Here is a 16,909-nt window from a genome sequence, read left to right as displayed (position 1 = left end):
GCGCCGACACCTGCACCGACGCCGGCGGTTCCCGCCGACGTGACGTCTAGGCCCGATGGGGACGCGAGGCCGCCGGTGATGACGGCGCCGGCAAATGGTGCCGCCGCGCCGTCGCGCCCGGCGCCAGCCGTTCTTTCTGCGGCCGCGCCGTCGAAACCGCCCGCCGGACCGGCTGCGACTCTGCCAGCGGCATCCTCTGCCGCTGCGGCGACGCCGCCGGCAGGCGGAACGCCCGCGCCGATCGGTGCGGCGATCGACGCCGACAAGGGACCGATCGGCCCCGGCTTCTCGATCGCCGACATGGGGCGCTCGACATCGGCTGCGTCGTCCTCTGCGGAAGCCGCGCCAGCGTCGGCGGTGCCGGCAGCCGCATCTGCGGCTTCAGCGCCGCTCGCGTCGCTCGCGGACATCGTGGGATCGATCGAAATTCCGGCCGAGGAGCTTGCGCAATCGGACAATGCCGTCGGCGCCGAGACGCTCGCGAAGCTGCTCGACGACAAGCGCAAGGCCGAAGCCGCCGAGGCGGCGAAGCGCGAAAAGGACGCCGCGGCGGCCAAGGCGAAGGCCGAAGCCGACGCCAAGGCAAAGGAAGAGGCGGCCAAGAAAAAGGCCAATCCGGCGCGTAGCTGGGTGCAAATCGCGACCGGCGCCAACCTTAAGGCGCTCGCGTTCGACTATAATCGCTTCGCCAAACGCAACGCGGTGCTGTTCAAGGGCAAGTCGGGCGCGACCGCCGAATGGGGCCAGACGCGGCGTCTGCTTGTCGGGCCGTTCCCAAATCGCAAGGCGGCGCAGGATTGGCTCGGTGACTATAAGAAAGCCGAAGGCGACGGCTTCCTCTTCGATAGCGAGGTCGGCGAGATCGTCGAACCGCTGAAGTGAGTGTCGCGGCCTGCGCCAGCAGACCGGAAAAGAGCCGGGGGCGCCTTCATGCCGAACTCGGCCGCGTCGTGCGCGGGCCGCGCGACGATTTCCAGCGCGACCGCGACCGCATCATCCATTCGATCGCCTTTCGCCGTCTTCGCCACAAGACGCAGGTGTTCGTCGCCCCCGACGGCGATCATTATCGCGTCCGGTTGACGCATAGCATCGAGGTCGCACAGATCGGCCGCGGCATCGCGCGCGCTCTCGGGCTCAACGAGGATCTGACCGAAGCACTCTGCCTCGCGCACGACATCGGCCATCCGCCCTTCGGTCATGCAGGGGAGGATGCGCTGAAAGCCGCGATGACGGCGCATGGCGGCTTCGACCATAATGGCCACACGCTGCGTACGCTCGCGCGGCTTGAATGCCCTTATCCGCGCTTCGACGGTCTCAACCTGACGTGGGAGACGTTGGAGGGGCTCGCCAAGCATAATGGTCCGGTGACGAACCCCGGGTGGGCGCTCGCCGAGATCGACGGCGATTTTGCGCTCGACCTTGCCAGTCACGCCAGCCTTGAAGCGCAGGTCGCGGCGATCGCCGACGATATCGCCTACGACAATCACGACATCGACGATGGCCTCCGCGCCGGGCTGCTCGACCTCAACCAGTTGATGGAGCAACCGTTCGTCGCCGCCAATTTCCGTGCCGTCGAAGGCCGCTTTCCCGGCGCGCCGCGCGACCGGCTGCTGCGCGAGCTCGTCCGCGACCAGATCGGCGTGATGGTCAACGACGTGATCGCCGCGACGACCGCACATGTCGCCGACGCAGGCGTCGCGAGCGTCGAGGAGGTTCGCGCCGCGGGACGGACGCTCGGCGGCTTTTCGGCCGGGTTGGCGGCCGAGGAACGCGAGCTCAAGCGCTTCATGTATGCCAATCTCTATCACCATCCCGAACAGCTTGCCGCCGCCGAGGCGGCGAACAAGGTCGTCGGCGACCTCTTCGCCGCCTATGCCGCCGATCCGCGGCTGATGGGCGGCGACTGGCCCGCGCGCCTGCCGGGCGAAATAGGCGCGACAAGCCGGCATATCGGCGATTATATCGCGGGCATGACCGACCGCTTCGCCATCGACCGCTATGCCGAAATCTTCGGCCGCGATGCGGTGCCCGCAGCGCTGGCGCATGCCTGACGCGCTGATCGTCGGCGCGACCGGGATGGTTGGCCGCGCGGTGATCGCCCATTTCGGATCGGCGCCCGTCACCGTTCTCGCACGCCGCGAGGTCGAAGGGCTCGCACCGCATCACAAGGCGCTGGTCGTGCCGTCCGAACGCTGGGGCGACATCATCGCCGCCGAAAAGCCGACCGTCCTGATTTCCTGCCTTGGCACCACGATCCGCCAGGCGGGGTCGCAGGCCGCCTTTCGCGCGGTCGATCACGACCTTGTCCTTGCGGCCGCGCGGGGCGCGCGGGCGGGCGGCACTGAGCATATGATCGCGGTGAGCTCGGTCGGCGCGGCGGCGAAGAGCGGCAATTTCTATCTGCGCACCAAGGGCGAGACCGAGGACGACCTGATTGCGCTCGGCTTCGACCGGCTCGACCTGATCCGCCCCGGCCTGCTGCGCGGTGACCGTCCCGGGCCGCAGCGGCTAGGCGAGGGGCTCGCGACGATCGCCGCTCCGTTCACCGATGCTTTGCTGCATGGCCGCTTCCGCCGCTACCGTTCGATTTCGGGCGATAGCGTCGCCGCAGCGATCGTCCGGCTTGCGGCGCAGGGTGGTTTGGGCGTGCATATCCACGAAAACGACGCGATCCGCGCGCTCGCCGATTGACTCCATCGGGGGGCAACGCCAAGGCTCGCAGCGTCTGTCGGGCCTCGCAAGAGATTCGACCGGCCGCGCGGGAGAGCGCGGGGGCAACCCCGCCACCGAAGGAGCAACCGCCCCGGAAACTCTCAGGTCAAGCGGACCGCGCGGGCTGGAACGGACACTCTGGAAAGCGTTCCGGCTTTTGGGCTGGAACCACCGAAGGGGTAACTCCATGACATATGGAGGAAAACTCTCAGGTTCCCGTGACAGAGGGGGCATGGCGACAGCGCGGCACCGGGCCGCGCCTTGCCGTGTCAACGACGGGAGTGTGCATATGCGCGAAGATGACGAAGTTCCGATCGAAACGGCCACCCTGCCGCTCGACGCCTGGCACCGTGCCAAGGGCGGCCGCATGGTCGAGTTCGCCGGTTACTGGATGCCGATCCAATATGAAGGCATCATGGCCGAACATCTGTGGACGCGCGAAAGTGCCGGTCTGTTCGATGTCAGCCATATGGGCCAGCTGTCGCTCTCGGGCGACAAGGTGGCCGAAGCGCTCGAAACACTCGTTCCGGGCGATATCTCGGCGCTGAAACCGGGCCGCATGCGCTATTCGCTGCTGCTGGACGAGGACGGCGGCATCCTCGACGACCTGATGATCACCAACGAGGGTGACCAATATGGCATCGTCGTCAACGGCGCGGTGAAGTGGGAAGATATCGGCCATCTTCGCGAAAACCTGCCCGACGACATCACGCTCAATCATAATGAGGATTATGGCCTGCTCGCGCTGCAGGGGCCGAAAGCGGTCAATGCGCTCACGCGGCTGGTGCCCGAGGCGGCAAGTCTGGTGTTCATGCAGGCGGCGCGTGTGTCGTGGAACGGCCATGTGATCGCGCTCAGCCGTTCGGGCTATACCGGCGAGGACGGGTTCGAAATTTCGTTGCCGAACGAGGCGCTCGAAGCCTTTGCCGATGCGCTCTGCGCGATGGAAGAAGTGAAGCCCATCGGCCTCGGCGCGCGCGACTCGCTCCGCCTCGAAGCCGGCTTACCGCTCTACGGCCACGATCTCACCCCGGCGATCGACCCCGCCGAAGCCGACCTCGGCTTCGCCGTCAGCAAGCGCCGCCGAGAGGAAGAAAATTTCCCCGGCGCCGCGCGGATCCTGGGCCATCTCGAAGAGGGGCCACCACGCAAGCGAGTCGGGCTCACCATCGACGGCAAGCTGCCGGTGCGCGAGGGCGCCAAGCTGTTTGACGGCGAAGACGAAATCGGCGTGGTGACGTCGGGCGGCTTTGCCCCCAGCGTCGGCGCGCCGATCGCCATGGGCTATGTGCCGCGCGACCACGCCGTTCCAGGCACCGCGATCGCGGCCGAAGTGCGCGGCAAGCTTGTTCATTGCACCGTCACGGCCATGCCGTTCGTCCCGCATCGATATGTTCGTAAAACAGGAGGTTGACCGATGCCGCGTTATTTTACCGAAGAGCATGAGTGGATCGACGTCGACGGCGACGTTGCGACGGTGGGCATCACCGACTTCGCGCAGGGCCAGCTAGGCGACATCGTGTTCGTCGAAGTTCCCGACACCGGCGCCGAGCTGACGCAGGGCGGAGACGCGGCGGTGGTCGAATCGGTGAAGGCCGCGAGCGACGTGTATGCGCCCGTCGACGGCACCGTGACCGAGGGCAATGGCCAGCTCGAAGAGGACCCCGCGCTCGTCAACTCGGATCCCGAAGGCGAAGGTTGGTTCTTCCGCATGACGCTCGGCGACAAGAGCCAGCTCGACGGCCTGATGGACGCTGCCGCGTACAAGGCCTTCTGCGACGCCCTGTAGGCCGGGACCCGCAACCGATCGCTCCGCTCCGAGCGGGGCGGGGGAGGGACAAGATGACCGACGCCGCACTCGCCAACTGCCGCCTGATGGTGGCTACGCCCATCTATGAGGGGGCGCAGGGCACCTATGTCCGCGCCGCGCTCGGCCTTGCGCTGCGTGCACAGGCGATGGGCATGACGGTGCGGTTCGAATTCATCCTGTACCAGCCGTCGATCACGCGCGCGCGTAACACGCTGACCGCGATGTTCCTCGCGAGCGACTGCACGCACCTGCTGTTCATCGACGCCGACATCGATTTTTCGGCGGATGATGTCTTCTCGCTGATCCGCGCCATGGACGCGCATCCGCAGTGCGGCGTTCTGGGCGGCGCCTATCCGCGGCGGATGATCAACTGGCGCAACGTCGCGCGCGCGGTCGAACTGGGGCTGGCAAAGGATGATCCGGCCGAGCTCGCCCGTTTCGCGGGCGATTTCGCGCTGCACTTCCTGCATCCGGACCAGAGTTTCAAGATGACCGACCTGGTCGAACTGTCGCGGCTCGGCACTGCAATGATGCTGATCCGGCGCGAGGTGCTCGAAGGCATGCGCGCGGCGATGCCCGACCTTGTCTACCGTCCCGATCCCGCCGAGCGCCAAGCGCATGGCATCGGCGATCTCGAACCCGCCTTTTTCTGTCCGCTGATCGATCCCGAAACGCAGGCGCTCTTGTCCGACGATTATGCCTTTTGCCAGCGCGTGCGCGACGCGGGATTTCGCATCTGGCTCGCCCCTTGGGTGCGCACGACGCACGCCGGTCCCGCGGTCTTTGCGGGCGCACTCGCCGACACCGCCCAGCTTTTTTCCGCAAAACCCGAATCTTCTCCGGAGTAGTTCATGCGTTATCTCCCCCTTACGACCGATGACCGCGCGGCGATGCTCGCGACCATCGGTGCGTCTTCGATCGACGAGCTGTTCGTCGACGTTCCGGCCGCCGCGCGTCTTGACGGTCCGATCGCAGGCCTTCCGATGCAGGCGAGCGAGCTTGCGGTCGAGCGCCATATGGCAGCCCTCTCGCGCGGGAATCGCGCGGCAGGCGAGGGGCCGTTCTTCCTCGGCGCGGGGGCGTATCGCCACCATGTGCCCGCAAGTGTCGATCATCTGATCCAGCGCGGCGAATTTCTGACCGCCTATACACCGTACCAGCCCGAAATCGCCCAGGGCACGCTGCAGATGCTGTTCGAATTCCAGTCGCAGGTCGCGCGCCTGCTCGGCACCGACGTCGCAAATGCGTCTATGTACGACGGCTCGACCGCCTGCTGGGAAGCGATCGTCATGGCGCGGCGCGTCACCAAGCGCGCCAAGGCGCTGCTGTCGACCGGCCTCCACCCGCATTATCGCAGCGTCGCGCGCACGATGGCCAAATATACCGGCGATGTGCTGGTCGACGGCGACCCGGTGCTCGAAGCTGGCACCGACTGGGCGGCGCTGGCGGCCAGCATCGACAAGGAAACGAGCTGCGTCGTCGTCCAATATCCCGACATCCTCGGCCGTATCGACGACATGACGACGCTCGCCGAAGCCTGTCAGGCGGCGGGCGCGTTGCTCATTGCGGTCGTCACCGAACCCGTAGCGCTGGGTCTGATCAAGTCGCCCGGCGAAATGGGCGCCGACATCGTGGTGGGCGAGGGGCAATCGCTCGGCGTCGGCCTGCAATTCGGCGGGCCTTATGTCGGCCTCTTTGCATGCAAGACCAAATATGTCCGCCAGATGCCCGGGCGCCTCTGTGGCGAAACCGTCGACGCCAATGGCAAGCGCGGCTTCGTGCTGACGCTGTCGACGCGCGAACAGCATATTCGCCGCGAGAAGGCGACGAGCAATATTTGCACGAACTCCGGGCTTTGCGCGCTGGCCTTCAGCATTCATATGACCTTGCTCGGCGAGGCGGGGTTGCGCCAGCTTGCCGCGATCAACCATGGCCGTGCGAAGGCCGCGGCCGCCGAACTTGCGAAGATCCCCGGCGTTTCGGTGCTGAACGACAGCTTCTTCAACGAATTCACGTTGCTGTTGCCGACCGCGGCGCGCCCTGTGGTCCACAAGCTGGCCGAAAAGGACATCCTTGGCGGTGTGTCGCTCGGCCGCCTCTACCCCGACAATGCAGGCCTTGCGAACGGCCTTGTCGTTGCCGTGACCGAAACCGTGACGAAGCCGGACATCGCCGCCTTCGCCGCAGCCCTGAAGGAGGTGCTGGCATGACCGCGCTCAATCGCGCCGGCTGGCGCCCCGAAATGAATGTTGCCGGCGGTGCCGACGACAATGTCACCTTCACCGGCAATCGTGCGCTGATGCTCGAGGAGCCGCTGATCTTCGAAATCGGCGGAACCGGGACCACCGGCGTCGACTTCGATGAAGCAGCGCCCGCCGCCGACCTCGGCAGTCTTGCGCGTACTGCGCCGATCGGCCTCCCGGGGCTCAGCGAAGCCGAAACGGTGCGCCACTATACGCGCCTGTCGCGCCAGAATTACGCCATCGACCTCGGCCTGTTCCCGCTCGGCAGCTGCACGATGAAGCATAATCCGCGCCTCAACGAAAAGGTCGCGCGGATGCCCGGCTTTGCCGACGTGCATCCGTTGCAGCCGCAGGAGACGGTGCAGGGCGCCTATGCGGTGATCCACGAGCTGGCCGAATGGCTGGTGACGCTCACCGGAATGCACAGCGTCGCCATGTCGCCCAAGGCCGGCGCGCATGGCGAGCTTTGCGGGATCCTCTGCATCAAGGCGGCGCTCGAAGCGCGCGGCGAGGATCGCCGCGTCATCCTCGTCCCCGAGAGCGCGCATGGTACCAACCCCGCAACCGCGGCCTTCGCCGGCTTTACCGTCGAGGACATCCCGGCGACCGACGAGGGCCGCGTCAATCTGGAAGCGCTGAAGGCGCGCCTTGGCCCCGACGTTGCCGGCGTGATGATCACCAACCCCAACACCTGCGGGCTGTTCGAGCGCGACATGAAGGCGATTTCGGATGCCGTGCATGCCGCCGGCGGTTATGTCTATTGCGATGGCGCGAATTTCAATGCGATCGTTGGCCGCGTGCGGCCCGGCGACCTGGGCGTCGACGCGATGCACATCAATCTCCACAAGACCTTTTCGACGCCGCACGGCGGCGGCGGCCCCGGTTCGGGTCCGGTGGTCTTGTCCGAAGCGCTGGCGCCCTTTGCGCCGCTGCCCTTCGTGACGAAGCGGGGACAGGCTTTCCGCCTGATCGAAGAGGAAAGCGCGGGCGAGGATCATCCCGAAACCTTTGGCCGGATGACCGCCTTTCACGGCCAGATGGGCATGTTCACGCGCGCGCTGGCCTATATCCTCAGCCACGGCGCGGACGGGCTGAAGCAGGTCGCCGAGGATGCGGTGCTCAACGCCAATTATGTGCTGCGCAGCCTGACCGATGTGCTCGACGCGCCCTTCGCGGCGTCGGGCCCGTGCATGCACGAGGCGTTGTTCAGCGACAAGGGTCTCGCCGAAGGCTTCTCGACGCTCGACATCGCCAAGGGGCTGATCGACGAGGGCTATCATCCGATGACGGTCTATTTCCCGCTCGTCGTCCATGGCGCGATGCTCGTCGAGCCGACCGAGACCGAGAGCAAGGCGGTCCTCGACCAGTTCATCGGTGCGCTGCGCAGCATCGCGCTGCGTGCGAAGAACGGCGACCCCGCGCTCAAGACCGCGCCGCATTTCGCGCCGCGCGCACGTCTCGACGAGACGCTGGCCGCACGCAAGCCCGTCCTCGCCTGGGAGGATTGATGGCCGAACCCGCGCCCGGCCCCGACCGCCCCGAACCGCGCTCCGGCGCCGGGTGTGTCGCGGCCGGCGCGCTGTTCGCGATCGTTGCGATCCTCGGCTGGCTGATCGCGATCACGGCTTATGGCCTCGTCGTCGAGCAATGGGGCATGATCGCGGTCCGGCGCGAGTTCAGCTATGACTGGGTGTTCCTCTATGCCCCGCTGTTCGCGATCGGCCTCGGTCTCCTAGCCGCTTTTCTGGCATCGCGCCGTGCGTCGGCGGCGCGAATGACCTTGCTCATCACCGTCACCGGCGCCATTGCGTTGCTTGCGGGCGTCGTCCTTTTCGGGCTCGGCGGATTGATCTGACAGGGCGGGGAGCATCTGATGAGCTGGGACAGTATCTTTCTGTTCGCCAACTACTGGGCCTTTGCGGGATGGATCGCGCTTGCCTTCCTCCCACGCAGCCCGCGAATTCTCGCAGCGATCCTTTATGCCGGGGTGTTCCTGCTCTGCCTGACCTATACGGTGCTGGTCGTCGGCTTCCTATCGGGCGGTATCGATCCCGGCGGGCCGGGCGGCGGCGACTTCACGACGCTGAAAGGCGTGATGAAACTGTTCGACAGCCCTGGGGGAGCGACGCTCGGATGGGTGCATTATTTGGCTTTCGACCTGTTCACCGGCATGTGGATCGCGCGCGACGCCGACCAGAAGGGCTTCAGCCGTATTGTCCAGTTTCCTTTCCTCTTCCTGACGCTGATGGTCGGCCCCGTGGGCCTGCTCGCGTGGCTGATCGTCCGCGAGCGGCGCGCGCGGGCGATGGCGAAAAAGTGACGCCGCAGCCCTGGATGCCGGGCGACGGCGGCGGGGCCGACAAGCGCCACGCCCCGGCTACGCTGCGCAATCGCGACGCCATTACGGGCGTGCTGGCCGACTGGCTGCCCGCGACCGGAACGGTGCTGGAGGTAGCGAGCGGGTCGGGCGAGCATGTGGTCTATTTCGCCGCCACTTTCCCGCATCTGGACTGGCAGCCGAGCGATCCCGATCCGGCGGGCCTGACCTCGATCGCGTTGTATCGCGCCGAAGCCGGTCTTGCCAATATCGCGCCGCCGCTCGCGCTCGATGCGTCGTCTGAACGGTGGCCCGTCGATCGTGCCGATGCGATCCTTTGCATCAACATGGTGCATATCAGCCCGTGGTCCGCGACGCTCGGCCTGTTCGCAGGCGCGTCCCGGCTGCTCGCGGCGGGGGCGCCGCTGATCCTCTATGGTCCCTATATCGAATCCGATACCCCGACTGCTGAGAGCAATCTTGCCTTCGACGCCAGTCTGCGCGCGCGCGATCCGGCTTGGGGGCTGCGCGACACCGGGGTGGTCCAGGCCGCGGCGACGGACGCCGGATTCGGCTTTACCGAGCGCCGCGCAATGCCCGCGAACAATTTGATGCTGCTGTACCGCCGCACCTGACGGACCTGACAGGATCGACGATCGGCGCTTTACCTCGCGGGTAGAGGCGCTAGCCTTCCTCCAATTGCGCGCGAACGACGCGATTCGAGGAGAGAGAGGCGATGGCCCGCGATGTTTCGGAGCTTTTCACATTCGACGAATTCCTGGCCCATTGGGCCGGCGAACGCCCCGAGCGCGTGGCGCTGCGCGAAGAGGATCGCGTCTACAGCTATGCCGAGCTCGACGATCTTACCGCGCGGGCGGCATCGGCGCTGATCGCGTCGGGGCTCAAAAAGGGTGACCGGATCGCGTGGATCGGCAAGAATAGCGACCTCTATTTCACGCTATTCTATGGCGCGGCGCGCGCCGGGATCGTGATGGCGCCGATCGGCTGGCGCCTGTCGCCAGCGGAGTGGGCGTTCATCGTCAATGACACGCAAGCGAAGATCGTCTTTGCTGGCCCGGGGTTCGAGGGTGTTGCCGAACAGCTTGCGGGCAAGCTCCAGAATGCGCCCGCTATCGTCGGCGCCGCTGATGCGTGGGCGATGATCGAGCGCGCCGACCGCACGCCGTTCGAACCATCGGCGAAGAACGACGCGGTGCTCCAGCTTTACACCTCGGGCACGACGGGAAATCCCAAGGGCGCCGTGCTGTCGAACCGCAACCTGTTCGCGCTGCGCAAACATTCGAGCACGCTCGACATGCCCTATACCAAATGGGAGGATGACGAGGCGGTCCTCGTCGCGATGCCGTGCGCGCATATCGGCGGCACCGGGCTCGGCATCATGGCGCTCGCGGCGGGGCTTCCTGGCGTGGTACTCGCCGAATTCAATCCCGACGGCGTGTTCGATGCGGTCGAACAGCATGGCGTCACGCGCTTCTTCATGGTCCCAGCGGCGCTCCAGATGCTGTTGATGCACCCGCGCTGCGCCAGCGTCGATTACAGCCGGCTCAAATATATTCTCTATGGCGCGGCGCCGATTCCGCTCGAACTACTGCGCCAGTGCATCCAGGTCTTCGGCGCCGATTTCATCCAGGCCTATGGGATGACCGAAACCACCGGCACCATCTCGATGCTGCCGCCCGAGGATCACGACCCGGCGGGTAATGCGCGGATGCGCTCGGCGGGCAAGGCGCTGCCGGGGGTGGAAATCGTCATCCTCGGCCCCGATGGCCAGCCGGTCCCGACGGGCGAGGTGGGCGAGGTGGTGACGCGCTCGTCGAACAATATGCTCGGTTACTGGAACCTGCCCGACGCCACCGCGAAGACGATGACCGACGATGGCTGGATTCGCACCGGCGACGCGGGCTATCTCGACGCCGACGGCTATCTCTTCATCCACGACCGGATGAAGGACATGATCATCACCGGCGGCGAAAATGTCTATCCGGCCGAAGTCGAAAGCGCGATCTTCGGCCACCCCGCGGTGCAGGAAGTTGCGGTGATCGGCATTCCCGACCAGAAATGGGGCGAGACGGTGAAGGCTGTCGTCGTCGCCAAGCCCGGCACGAATGTCGAGGAAGCCGACATCATCGCCTGGGCGCGCGAGCGGATCGCCCCCTTCAAATGCCCGCGCAGCATCGACGTGATCGAAGCGCTGCCGCGCAATGCCAGTGGCAAGATCCTGCGCAAAGACCTGCGTGCACCCTATTGGGAAGGCTATGAGCGGATGGTGAACTGAACCATCGACGGCGTTCCGCTAACGAAGTTTGCGGTCCATTTCGGCGGAGACGCCGTGACCCCGACGCTCAAGTTGGTCCAGCGTCGCCCGCGCCATCGCGCGATAGGCGGGGAGTAGGCCGGGGCTGAATGCGACCAGCGCATCGAGATGGTCGCCGATCGTGTGGTGGTCGCCGCGCAGCAGCGGACCCGACAAGCCGGCAAAGCCGCTCGAAAGGCTGTTTTCCAGCGCTGCGCGGACGAGCGGCGCCAGCAGCGCCGCGGGATCGTCGACCCCAGCCTCCGTCAGCGCGTCCGACGCCCCGGCGATCAATGTGACCAGATGATTGGACGCGTGGCAGACCGCGGCGTGATAGAGCGCGCGCCGTTCCTCGGCGATCTCGACTGCGACGCCGCCGAGCAGCGATACCGCTTTACACGCCCGCGCCGCCGCGTCGGGTGTCGATCCGGTGATCGCGAACCGCGCCCCCGCCATGCGCTCGACCTCGCCAGCCGGATTGCCGGTGAAGGTCATCGCGGGGTGAACGGCGGCGGTCAGTGCACCCGCGGCGCGGAGCGGCTTGAGCACGGCCACGCCGCTCCGCCCGCTCACATGAAAGACGAAGGGGGCGTGGTCCGCCGGGCCACGCGCCGCCATATCGGCGACGACATCCGCAAGGGCGTCGTCGGACACCGCGATGGCGACGGCATCGCATCTGGCGAGAATCTGGCCGAGGTCGTGCGCCGCAGCGCCGCCGATGCCCGCCACGGCGGTGCGGACATGTTCGGAAGATCGCCCCCACAACAGCGGTCGGGCGAATGAATGCGGCGCGAATCCAAGCGCGAGCGCCCGCGCGACCCGGCCCGATCCGACGATACCGAATTGCTGGAAACGGGGTGTGTCCATCATGTCGCCTTTAGCGCAGTCGGGCGGAGGCCGCCAACGACGGCTCAGACCTTCTGCCGCTCGCGCGCCCTTTTGAAGCCGTCGCGTGCCATGCAGCGGCCGAGCCACGCTTTCGTCGTTTCGCCCAGCACATCATCGGCACCGAGCGTCGTCGCGAGGAAGGCCGCATAGCCGATCACGATATCGGCGATGGTGAAACGCCCAGCGACGAGCCATTCGCGCCCGTCGGCCAGCGCAGCCTCAATGCTCTTTGCACGGCCGCCGAAGAAGGCCTTATAGTCGTCGACCGCCTGGCGCAGCCGCCGCTCCTCGGGCTCAACGCGCGTATAGCGGATCATGATCGCGAGCGGGAAGGTCAGCGTTGCGTCGCTGCGGTGGAGCCAGTTGCGCCACGCCCAATAATCGGCTTCGTCGCGGCGGACTTCGAGCGGCGTTCCTTCGGCAATGCGTTCGCAGATCGCGGCGGATTCGGTCATCAACTGGCCATTCTCGACCCAGCCGGGAATGGTCATCAACGGGTTCACGGCACGATAATCGGGTTCGAACGCGCGCGGCGGGAATTTGAGCATACGCAAATCGACGTCGATTCCCGCTTCCTCGACCGCCCACAGGCAACGCAGCGAGCGGGCATCGGGGCAGTGGTAGAGAATTGGGCCCGATTCGTTTTGCATCACGCGGCAACCTCCTTTGGACGTTCGATATGGCGGCGATGCTCGCGCCAGGCAATGAATAGGCCCGACGCGATGATCAGCGGCGCGCCGACCCACGTCGTATCGGCGGGGAGCGTGCCGAAAAACCACCAGCCCGCCGCGATCGACCACAGCAGACTGGAATAATCCATCGGGATCACGACCGATACGGGGGCGAGGCGCAGCGCGCCGGTGAGCGACATCTGGACGACAGCGCCGAGGAAGCCGAGGCCGATCAGCAGCAACCACTCATGCTGACTATGCGACGTAAAAACAAAAGGCAGGGCGATCCCGAGCGGGATCATCGAGAGCAGGCTGAACCAGAAGACGATCGTCGCGGCGTTTTCGGTGCGGCCAAGGTCGCGCACCGCAATCGTGATCAGCGCGGTCATGATCGCCCCGGTGAGGGCGACCAATGTGCCGGCGCCGTGCGTACCTCCGAAGCCGCTTGCGAAACTCGCGAGCGGGTCGAGCACGACAAGCACACCGACGAAGCCGACGATCACCGCGCCCCACCGCTGCCATCCCGTCGCCTCGCCGAGCAGGATCGCGGCAAAGATGACCGCAAAGATCGGCACCGACAGGCTGATCGTCGTCGCCTCGGCCATCGGCAGCAGGATCATGCCGCCGAAATTGCACGCCATTCCGCCGAGCCCCATCAGCATGCGCCGCGCGTGCGCCCCGATCCGCTTGGTCTTCAGCGACGACAGGCCGCTGGTGGTCATCACCCAGGCGAGCAGGAAGGGCAGGACCAGCGCCTGCCGCCAGAACAGGCTCTCGACGATATGAATGCCCGCAGCATCGATATATTTGACCAGTACGAACATCAGCGACAGGCTGACCATCGCGAGCAACCGCAGTCCGATGCCGCCCAGATAATTCTGCGCGGCGGCAGTGGACGGGGCGGGGGACGACACGGCGCTCATGCGACAACGCGCATATCAGCGCCGCAGCTTCGCGCAAGCCGTGATCCCCCTTGCCCCGTCCCTTCAATCCGGCTAGTGGCGCACTCCGGCCTAGGGGTATAGCTCAGTTGGTAGAGCATCGGTCTCCAAAACCGAGGGTCGCGGGTTCGAGTCCTGCTGCCCCTGCCAGGCTGGGGTCCCAGAGGGACCAATGTCGCCAACGCGACTCGAGAAGGCGAAGGGGCTCCGACAATCGGCGCCGCCAGCCATTGCATCGACGACAAGCGCGCTGCTTTCCGGGAACGTCTTCGTCCGACGATCTCAAGTTAAGATATCGGTCTGCAATTTTTTGGCGCGTGCTTTCGCGGCGGCATCCTTCGTCCTGGCGATCGCGGGTGCGACGGCCGTGAGCAGGCGCCGCGCTTCGGTCTTGTCGCCGCTGCCGAACGCGGCCTCAGCAAGCGCGAGGTCGATCGCCGCGCCGATGTCGGGATTGCCGAGCAACTGCGCCATTTTTTCGCGATCGAGACCATCGAGCTGGGCGCGCGCGTCGGCGAAGCGGCGATTGGCGATCAGGCATTCTGCCGCGAAATAGCGCGCGACATGCGTTAGCGGATAGTCGGGGCCAAAGGCGGAGCGGGTGGTTGCCAGGGCGTCCTGCACGATTCCCATTGCCTGCGGCCGGCGCGCCGTCTGGCACAGCGCCGACGCATAGTCGATCTGACCGACCAGCGCCTGATGCGACCGGGGGCCTGCGAGGGCCGATGCGCCCTGCCAGACGCGCTCGGCCTCGCGTGCCGCGGCATCATATTGCCCAAGCGCGGCGAAGCTTTCGAACCGCGTCGAATGAAGTCCCAGCGTGAAGCGGTGGTCGGGGCCGAACCGTTTTTGCATCGCCGCGAGCAGCGGGATGCTGGACTTTAGCGCTTCGGCGTGCCGGCCCGTCATCGACAGGCTGTTCAGCCAATGCTGCCGCGTGACGAGGGTGTCGGGATGGTCGGCGCCCCGGATTCGTGTCGAATCGCGCACGATCGCGCGCGCGATCGGCTCGGCCTCTTCGGCGCGGCCAAGGCGCATCAGCGTGAGTGCCAGCGAAGAGCGTGCCTTGAGCAATTGTCCTGCGGGAACTCCGCTTCCCGGAGTTTCGCCGATCTTCACGGCGCGTTCGAAAGCGCGTTCGGCCGCTTCGATGTCGGCCATATAGCCATAAGCGCCCTCGGCCGACGCCAGCGCGAAGCCGACGCGCCCGGCGTCGCCGCGCGCGCCCAACCGCGCGCGTTCTTCCGCGAGCAGTTTGCCCGCAACCTCGAGCCGCTCGGGCTGACCCGACGTCGATTCCATATGGATGCGCCCGAGCCGCCCGACGACGGCATCGTCGCTCGCGGCTTCGCCCGCCTTGCCAAACAAGACGTCGGCGCGCGCAAATCCGGCGCGCGCGGTGTCGAAATCGGATCGCTGGTGAAAGGCGCGCGCGACCGCGAGATGGAGTCGCGCGGCGACATGCGGCGCGCCGGCAAAGCGCTGGTCGATTTGCTGGCTGGCGCGCTTGATCGCGTCGATCACCGTCTCGTCGGCGCTCGACTTGGCGGGATCCGGGCTACCCAGCACGTCCTCTGCAATGAAGGCATAGCCGGTTTCGGCCAGTTCGCGCGCCGCGACCGCGTCGTTGCGCTGATGCCAGGCATAGGCCGCGAGCGCCGATGTGGTGAGCAAGCCGGCCGTCAGGCTCGCGAAGGCGGCACGCACCCAGGGGCGACGGGCCGCCCGCCGCTCCTCGACCCGCTGTTGCTCCGCGATCCGCGCCGATCGTTCGGCGTTCGCCTGGGCTTCGGCGCGGCGCTGCGGCAGGCGGCCCAGCCGGTCGGCCAGGTCTTCGGCGCTCGCAAGCCGGTCGCCGGGCATGCCCGCCGCGGCGCGGGCGATGTCGTCGCGGAGCAGGGGGTCGGCGACGCGCGCCTCCCATCCCGGCGCGAGCGCGGCGCCGAAATCGCCGATGACAAGCTGATAGAGGATGAGCCCGAGCGCATAGATATCGCTCTTCGCGGTCGGCACGGCTTCGCCGGTGAGTTCGGGAGCGCGATAGGCGAGCGTTCCCGATCGCGGTTCGTCCTTGCCGAGATCAGTGTCGAGCGAGCCGGGATCGGTGATGTGATAGGCCGCCAATATCGTGTCGTCGAACAGCCGCCCGCTGCCGAAATCGACCAGCCGGATCATCGGCTCGCCGTCGACGCGGTCGATCAGGATGTTTGCTGGTTTCAGGTCCTTGTGCAGCACCCCCATGCCGTGGATCGCCGCGAGCGCTCGGGCGATCATTGCCGCGACCGCCAACCGCTCATTGGGCGCGATCGCGGACAAGCCGCCCGCGGTATCGGCCCACGCGAGCAGGTCGTCGCCGCCCCAGGCATATTCGAGGAAGAAGGGGGCGGTATCGAAATTCCATTCGTGGAGCGCCGGGATCGGTGCTCTTTTGCCCAGCCCGGCGGACAACAGCCGCGACAGCGCCGCCTCGCGCTTCAGGCTGCGGAGGCGATCGGGCGCGTCGGCGAATTTGAAGACGCGGGCCTCGCCGGTTTTCGCTTGCCGCGCGCGCCAGACGTCCTCGCTGCCGGTGTCGCCCAACGGCCGATCGAGCAGCCATGATTTGCGCCCCGGCACCGGGTCGCCGGGCGCAAAGGCGAAGCGCGGCGCGAGCGGGGTGTCGATGCTGTCGACGGTGACGGGGGCAACGAGGCGGTAACCCACCCTCGGCACGGTCGCGATGATCGCATCAGCCTCGCCGCCCAGCGCCTTGCGCAATTTTGAAATGGCGGTCGCGAGCGAGCCTTCGACCACCGTGACCCCCGGCCAGACGGCATCGAGAATTTCGTCCTTCGTCACCACCTCGCCGGCGCGGAGCAGCAATTCGTGCATGACCTCGAGCGGCTTGCCCTCGAGCGCCACGGCACGTCCATCGACGCGGAGCGTCCAGCTCGCTTCGTCGAAATCGGCATTCGCGAAATGCCACAGGCGCCGGCGACGCCGCGACGAATGGGTTCCCGACATAGAAATCACA

The 16,909-nt window shown here is 66.6% G+C and carries 15 protein-coding genes, 1 tRNA gene, 1 pseudogene and 2 riboswitches; of the genes and pseudogenes, 13 read left to right on the top strand and 4 right to left on the bottom strand.

Going from position 1 to position 16,909, the window contains the following annotated elements; genetic code table 11:
* From ATE71_RS04105 to ATE71_RS04050, 12 genes and pseudogenes are all read left to right on the top strand, one after another.
* Window positions 1-882: pseudogene (locus ATE71_RS04105) on the top strand (SPOR domain-containing protein); the annotation flags it as partial.
* The gene (locus tag ATE71_RS04100; RefSeq protein ID WP_058802157.1) at window positions 879-2,051 is read left to right on the top strand and encodes a deoxyguanosinetriphosphate triphosphohydrolase; all 1,173 of its coding nucleotides are present in this window, start codon (window positions 879-881) and stop codon (window positions 2,049-2,051) included. The pseudogene ATE71_RS04105 and the gene ATE71_RS04100, both read left to right, overlap by 4 nt.
* Entirely contained in the window at window positions 2,044-2,691 is a 648-nt protein-coding gene (locus ATE71_RS04095; protein WP_058802184.1) for an NAD-dependent epimerase/dehydratase family protein, read from the top strand. Before ATE71_RS04100 ends, ATE71_RS04095 begins: the two co-directional genes overlap by 8 nt.
* A gap of 58 nt (window positions 2,692-2,749) precedes the next feature.
* A riboswitch (glycine riboswitch) is annotated at window positions 2,750-2,840 on the top strand.
* Window positions 2,841-2,947: riboswitch (glycine riboswitch) on the top strand.
* A 54-nt stretch (window positions 2,948-3,001) separates the two neighbouring features.
* Complete coding sequence (gene gcvT / locus ATE71_RS04090) at window positions 3,002-4,126, top strand: glycine cleavage system aminomethyltransferase GcvT (protein WP_082665069.1); 1,125 nt, start codon at window positions 3,002-3,004, stop codon at window positions 4,124-4,126.
* A gap of 3 nt (window positions 4,127-4,129) precedes the next feature.
* Window positions 4,130-4,501 carry a glycine cleavage system protein GcvH gene (gcvH, locus tag ATE71_RS04085; protein ID WP_058802156.1) on the top strand — a complete coding sequence of 124 codons (372 nt, stop codon included), beginning with the start codon at window positions 4,130-4,132 and terminating at the stop codon, window positions 4,499-4,501.
* 53 nt (window positions 4,502-4,554) lie between these two features.
* Window positions 4,555-5,370, top strand: coding sequence for a glycosyltransferase (locus ATE71_RS04080; RefSeq protein ID WP_058802155.1), 816 nt, complete (start codon window positions 4,555-4,557; stop codon window positions 5,368-5,370).
* Window positions 5,371-5,373: 3 nt separating this feature from the next.
* Complete coding sequence (gene gcvPA, locus ATE71_RS04075) at window positions 5,374-6,732, top strand: aminomethyl-transferring glycine dehydrogenase subunit GcvPA (RefSeq protein ID WP_058802154.1); 1,359 nt, start codon at window positions 5,374-5,376, stop codon at window positions 6,730-6,732.
* Window positions 6,733-6,764: 32 nt separating this feature from the next.
* Window positions 6,765-8,273, top strand: a complete 1,509-nt coding sequence (gene gcvPB / locus ATE71_RS04070; RefSeq protein WP_082665076.1) for an aminomethyl-transferring glycine dehydrogenase subunit GcvPB — start codon at window positions 6,765-6,767, stop codon at window positions 8,271-8,273.
* Window positions 8,273-8,620 carry a hypothetical protein gene (locus ATE71_RS04065; protein WP_058802152.1) on the top strand — a complete coding sequence of 116 codons (348 nt, stop codon included), beginning with the start codon at window positions 8,273-8,275 and terminating at the stop codon, window positions 8,618-8,620. The genes gcvPB and ATE71_RS04065 overlap by 1 nt, the downstream gene beginning before the upstream one ends.
* Window positions 8,621-8,638: 18 nt before the next feature.
* Entirely contained in the window at window positions 8,639-9,085 is a 447-nt protein-coding gene (locus ATE71_RS04060; RefSeq protein ID WP_058802151.1) for an ABA4-like family protein, read from the top strand.
* Between the two features lie 14 nt (window positions 9,086-9,099).
* On the top strand, window positions 9,100-9,717 hold the full coding sequence (locus ATE71_RS04055) for a DUF938 domain-containing protein (RefSeq protein ID WP_058802150.1): 618 nt from the start codon (window positions 9,100-9,102) through the stop codon (window positions 9,715-9,717).
* A gap of 101 nt (window positions 9,718-9,818) precedes the next feature.
* Complete coding sequence (locus ATE71_RS04050; RefSeq protein WP_058802149.1) at window positions 9,819-11,378, top strand: fatty acid--CoA ligase; 1,560 nt, start codon at window positions 9,819-9,821, stop codon at window positions 11,376-11,378.
* Between the two features lie 18 nt (window positions 11,379-11,396).
* Here the strand turns inward: ATE71_RS04050 and ATE71_RS04045 are convergent, their stop codons facing one another.
* From ATE71_RS04045 to ATE71_RS04035, 3 genes are read right to left on the bottom strand one after another with little or no spacing between them, the layout of a single operon-like run.
* The gene (locus ATE71_RS04045; RefSeq protein WP_058802148.1) at window positions 11,397-12,266 is read right to left on the bottom strand and encodes a Rossmann-like and DUF2520 domain-containing protein; all 870 of its coding nucleotides are present in this window, start codon (window positions 12,264-12,266) and stop codon (window positions 11,397-11,399) included.
* Between the two features lie 41 nt (window positions 12,267-12,307).
* On the bottom strand, window positions 12,308-12,934 hold the full coding sequence (locus tag ATE71_RS04040) for a glutathione S-transferase family protein (RefSeq protein WP_058802147.1): 627 nt from the start codon (window positions 12,932-12,934) through the stop codon (window positions 12,308-12,310).
* On the bottom strand, window positions 12,934-13,878 hold the full coding sequence (locus tag ATE71_RS04035) for a DMT family transporter (RefSeq protein ID WP_063132289.1): 945 nt from the start codon (window positions 13,876-13,878) through the stop codon (window positions 12,934-12,936). Before ATE71_RS04035 ends, ATE71_RS04040 begins: the two co-directional genes overlap by 1 nt.
* A gap of 92 nt (window positions 13,879-13,970) precedes the next feature.
* Here ATE71_RS04035 and ATE71_RS04030 point away from each other — a divergent pair.
* Window positions 13,971-14,046, top strand: a tRNA-Trp gene (locus tag ATE71_RS04030).
* A 132-nt stretch (window positions 14,047-14,178) separates the two neighbouring features.
* On the opposite strand, the gene ATE71_RS04025 is transcribed toward ATE71_RS04030, so the two are convergent.
* Window positions 14,179-16,899, bottom strand: a complete 2,721-nt coding sequence (locus ATE71_RS04025) for a protein kinase domain-containing protein (protein ID WP_058802146.1) — start codon at window positions 16,897-16,899, stop codon at window positions 14,179-14,181.
* Window positions 16,900-16,909: the final 10 nt, after the last annotated feature.

The organism is Sphingopyxis sp. H115 (assembly GCF_001468465.1).
GTDB lineage: Bacteria > Pseudomonadota > Alphaproteobacteria > Sphingomonadales > Sphingomonadaceae > Sphingopyxis.
Note: the sequence above shows the minus strand (reverse complement) of the source record. Positions and strands in the feature narration are given on the sequence as shown.

Coding starts and splice junctions, on each gene's coding strand:
- ATE71_RS04095 (WP_058802184.1), top strand. CDS start 2,044: ATGCCTGACGCGCTGATCGTCGGCGCGACCGGGATGGTTGGCCGCGCG.
- gcvT (WP_082665069.1), top strand. CDS start 3,002: ATGCGCGAAGATGACGAAGTTCCGATCGAAACGGCCACCCTGCCGCTC.
- gcvH (WP_058802156.1), top strand. CDS start 4,130: ATGCCGCGTTATTTTACCGAAGAGCATGAGTGGATCGACGTCGACGGC.
- ATE71_RS04080 (WP_058802155.1), top strand. CDS start 4,555: ATGACCGACGCCGCACTCGCCAACTGCCGCCTGATGGTGGCTACGCCC.
- gcvPA (WP_058802154.1), top strand. CDS start 5,374: ATGCGTTATCTCCCCCTTACGACCGATGACCGCGCGGCGATGCTCGCG.
- gcvPB (WP_082665076.1), top strand. CDS start 6,765: ATGAATGTTGCCGGCGGTGCCGACGACAATGTCACCTTCACCGGCAAT.
- ATE71_RS04065 (WP_058802152.1), top strand. CDS start 8,273: ATGGCCGAACCCGCGCCCGGCCCCGACCGCCCCGAACCGCGCTCCGGC.
- ATE71_RS04060 (WP_058802151.1), top strand. CDS start 8,639: ATGAGCTGGGACAGTATCTTTCTGTTCGCCAACTACTGGGCCTTTGCG.
- ATE71_RS04055 (WP_058802150.1), top strand. CDS start 9,100: ATGCCGGGCGACGGCGGCGGGGCCGACAAGCGCCACGCCCCGGCTACG.
- ATE71_RS04050 (WP_058802149.1), top strand. CDS start 9,819: ATGGCCCGCGATGTTTCGGAGCTTTTCACATTCGACGAATTCCTGGCC.
- ATE71_RS04045 (WP_058802148.1), bottom strand. CDS start 12,266: ATGATGGACACACCCCGTTTCCAGCAATTCGGTATCGTCGGATCGGGC.
- ATE71_RS04040 (WP_058802147.1), bottom strand. CDS start 12,934: ATGCAAAACGAATCGGGCCCAATTCTCTACCACTGCCCCGATGCCCGC.
- ATE71_RS04035 (WP_063132289.1), bottom strand. CDS start 13,878: ATGAGCGCCGTGTCGTCCCCCGCCCCGTCCACTGCCGCCGCGCAGAAT.
- ATE71_RS04025 (WP_058802146.1), bottom strand. CDS start 16,899: ATGTCGGGAACCCATTCGTCGCGGCGTCGCCGGCGCCTGTGGCATTTC.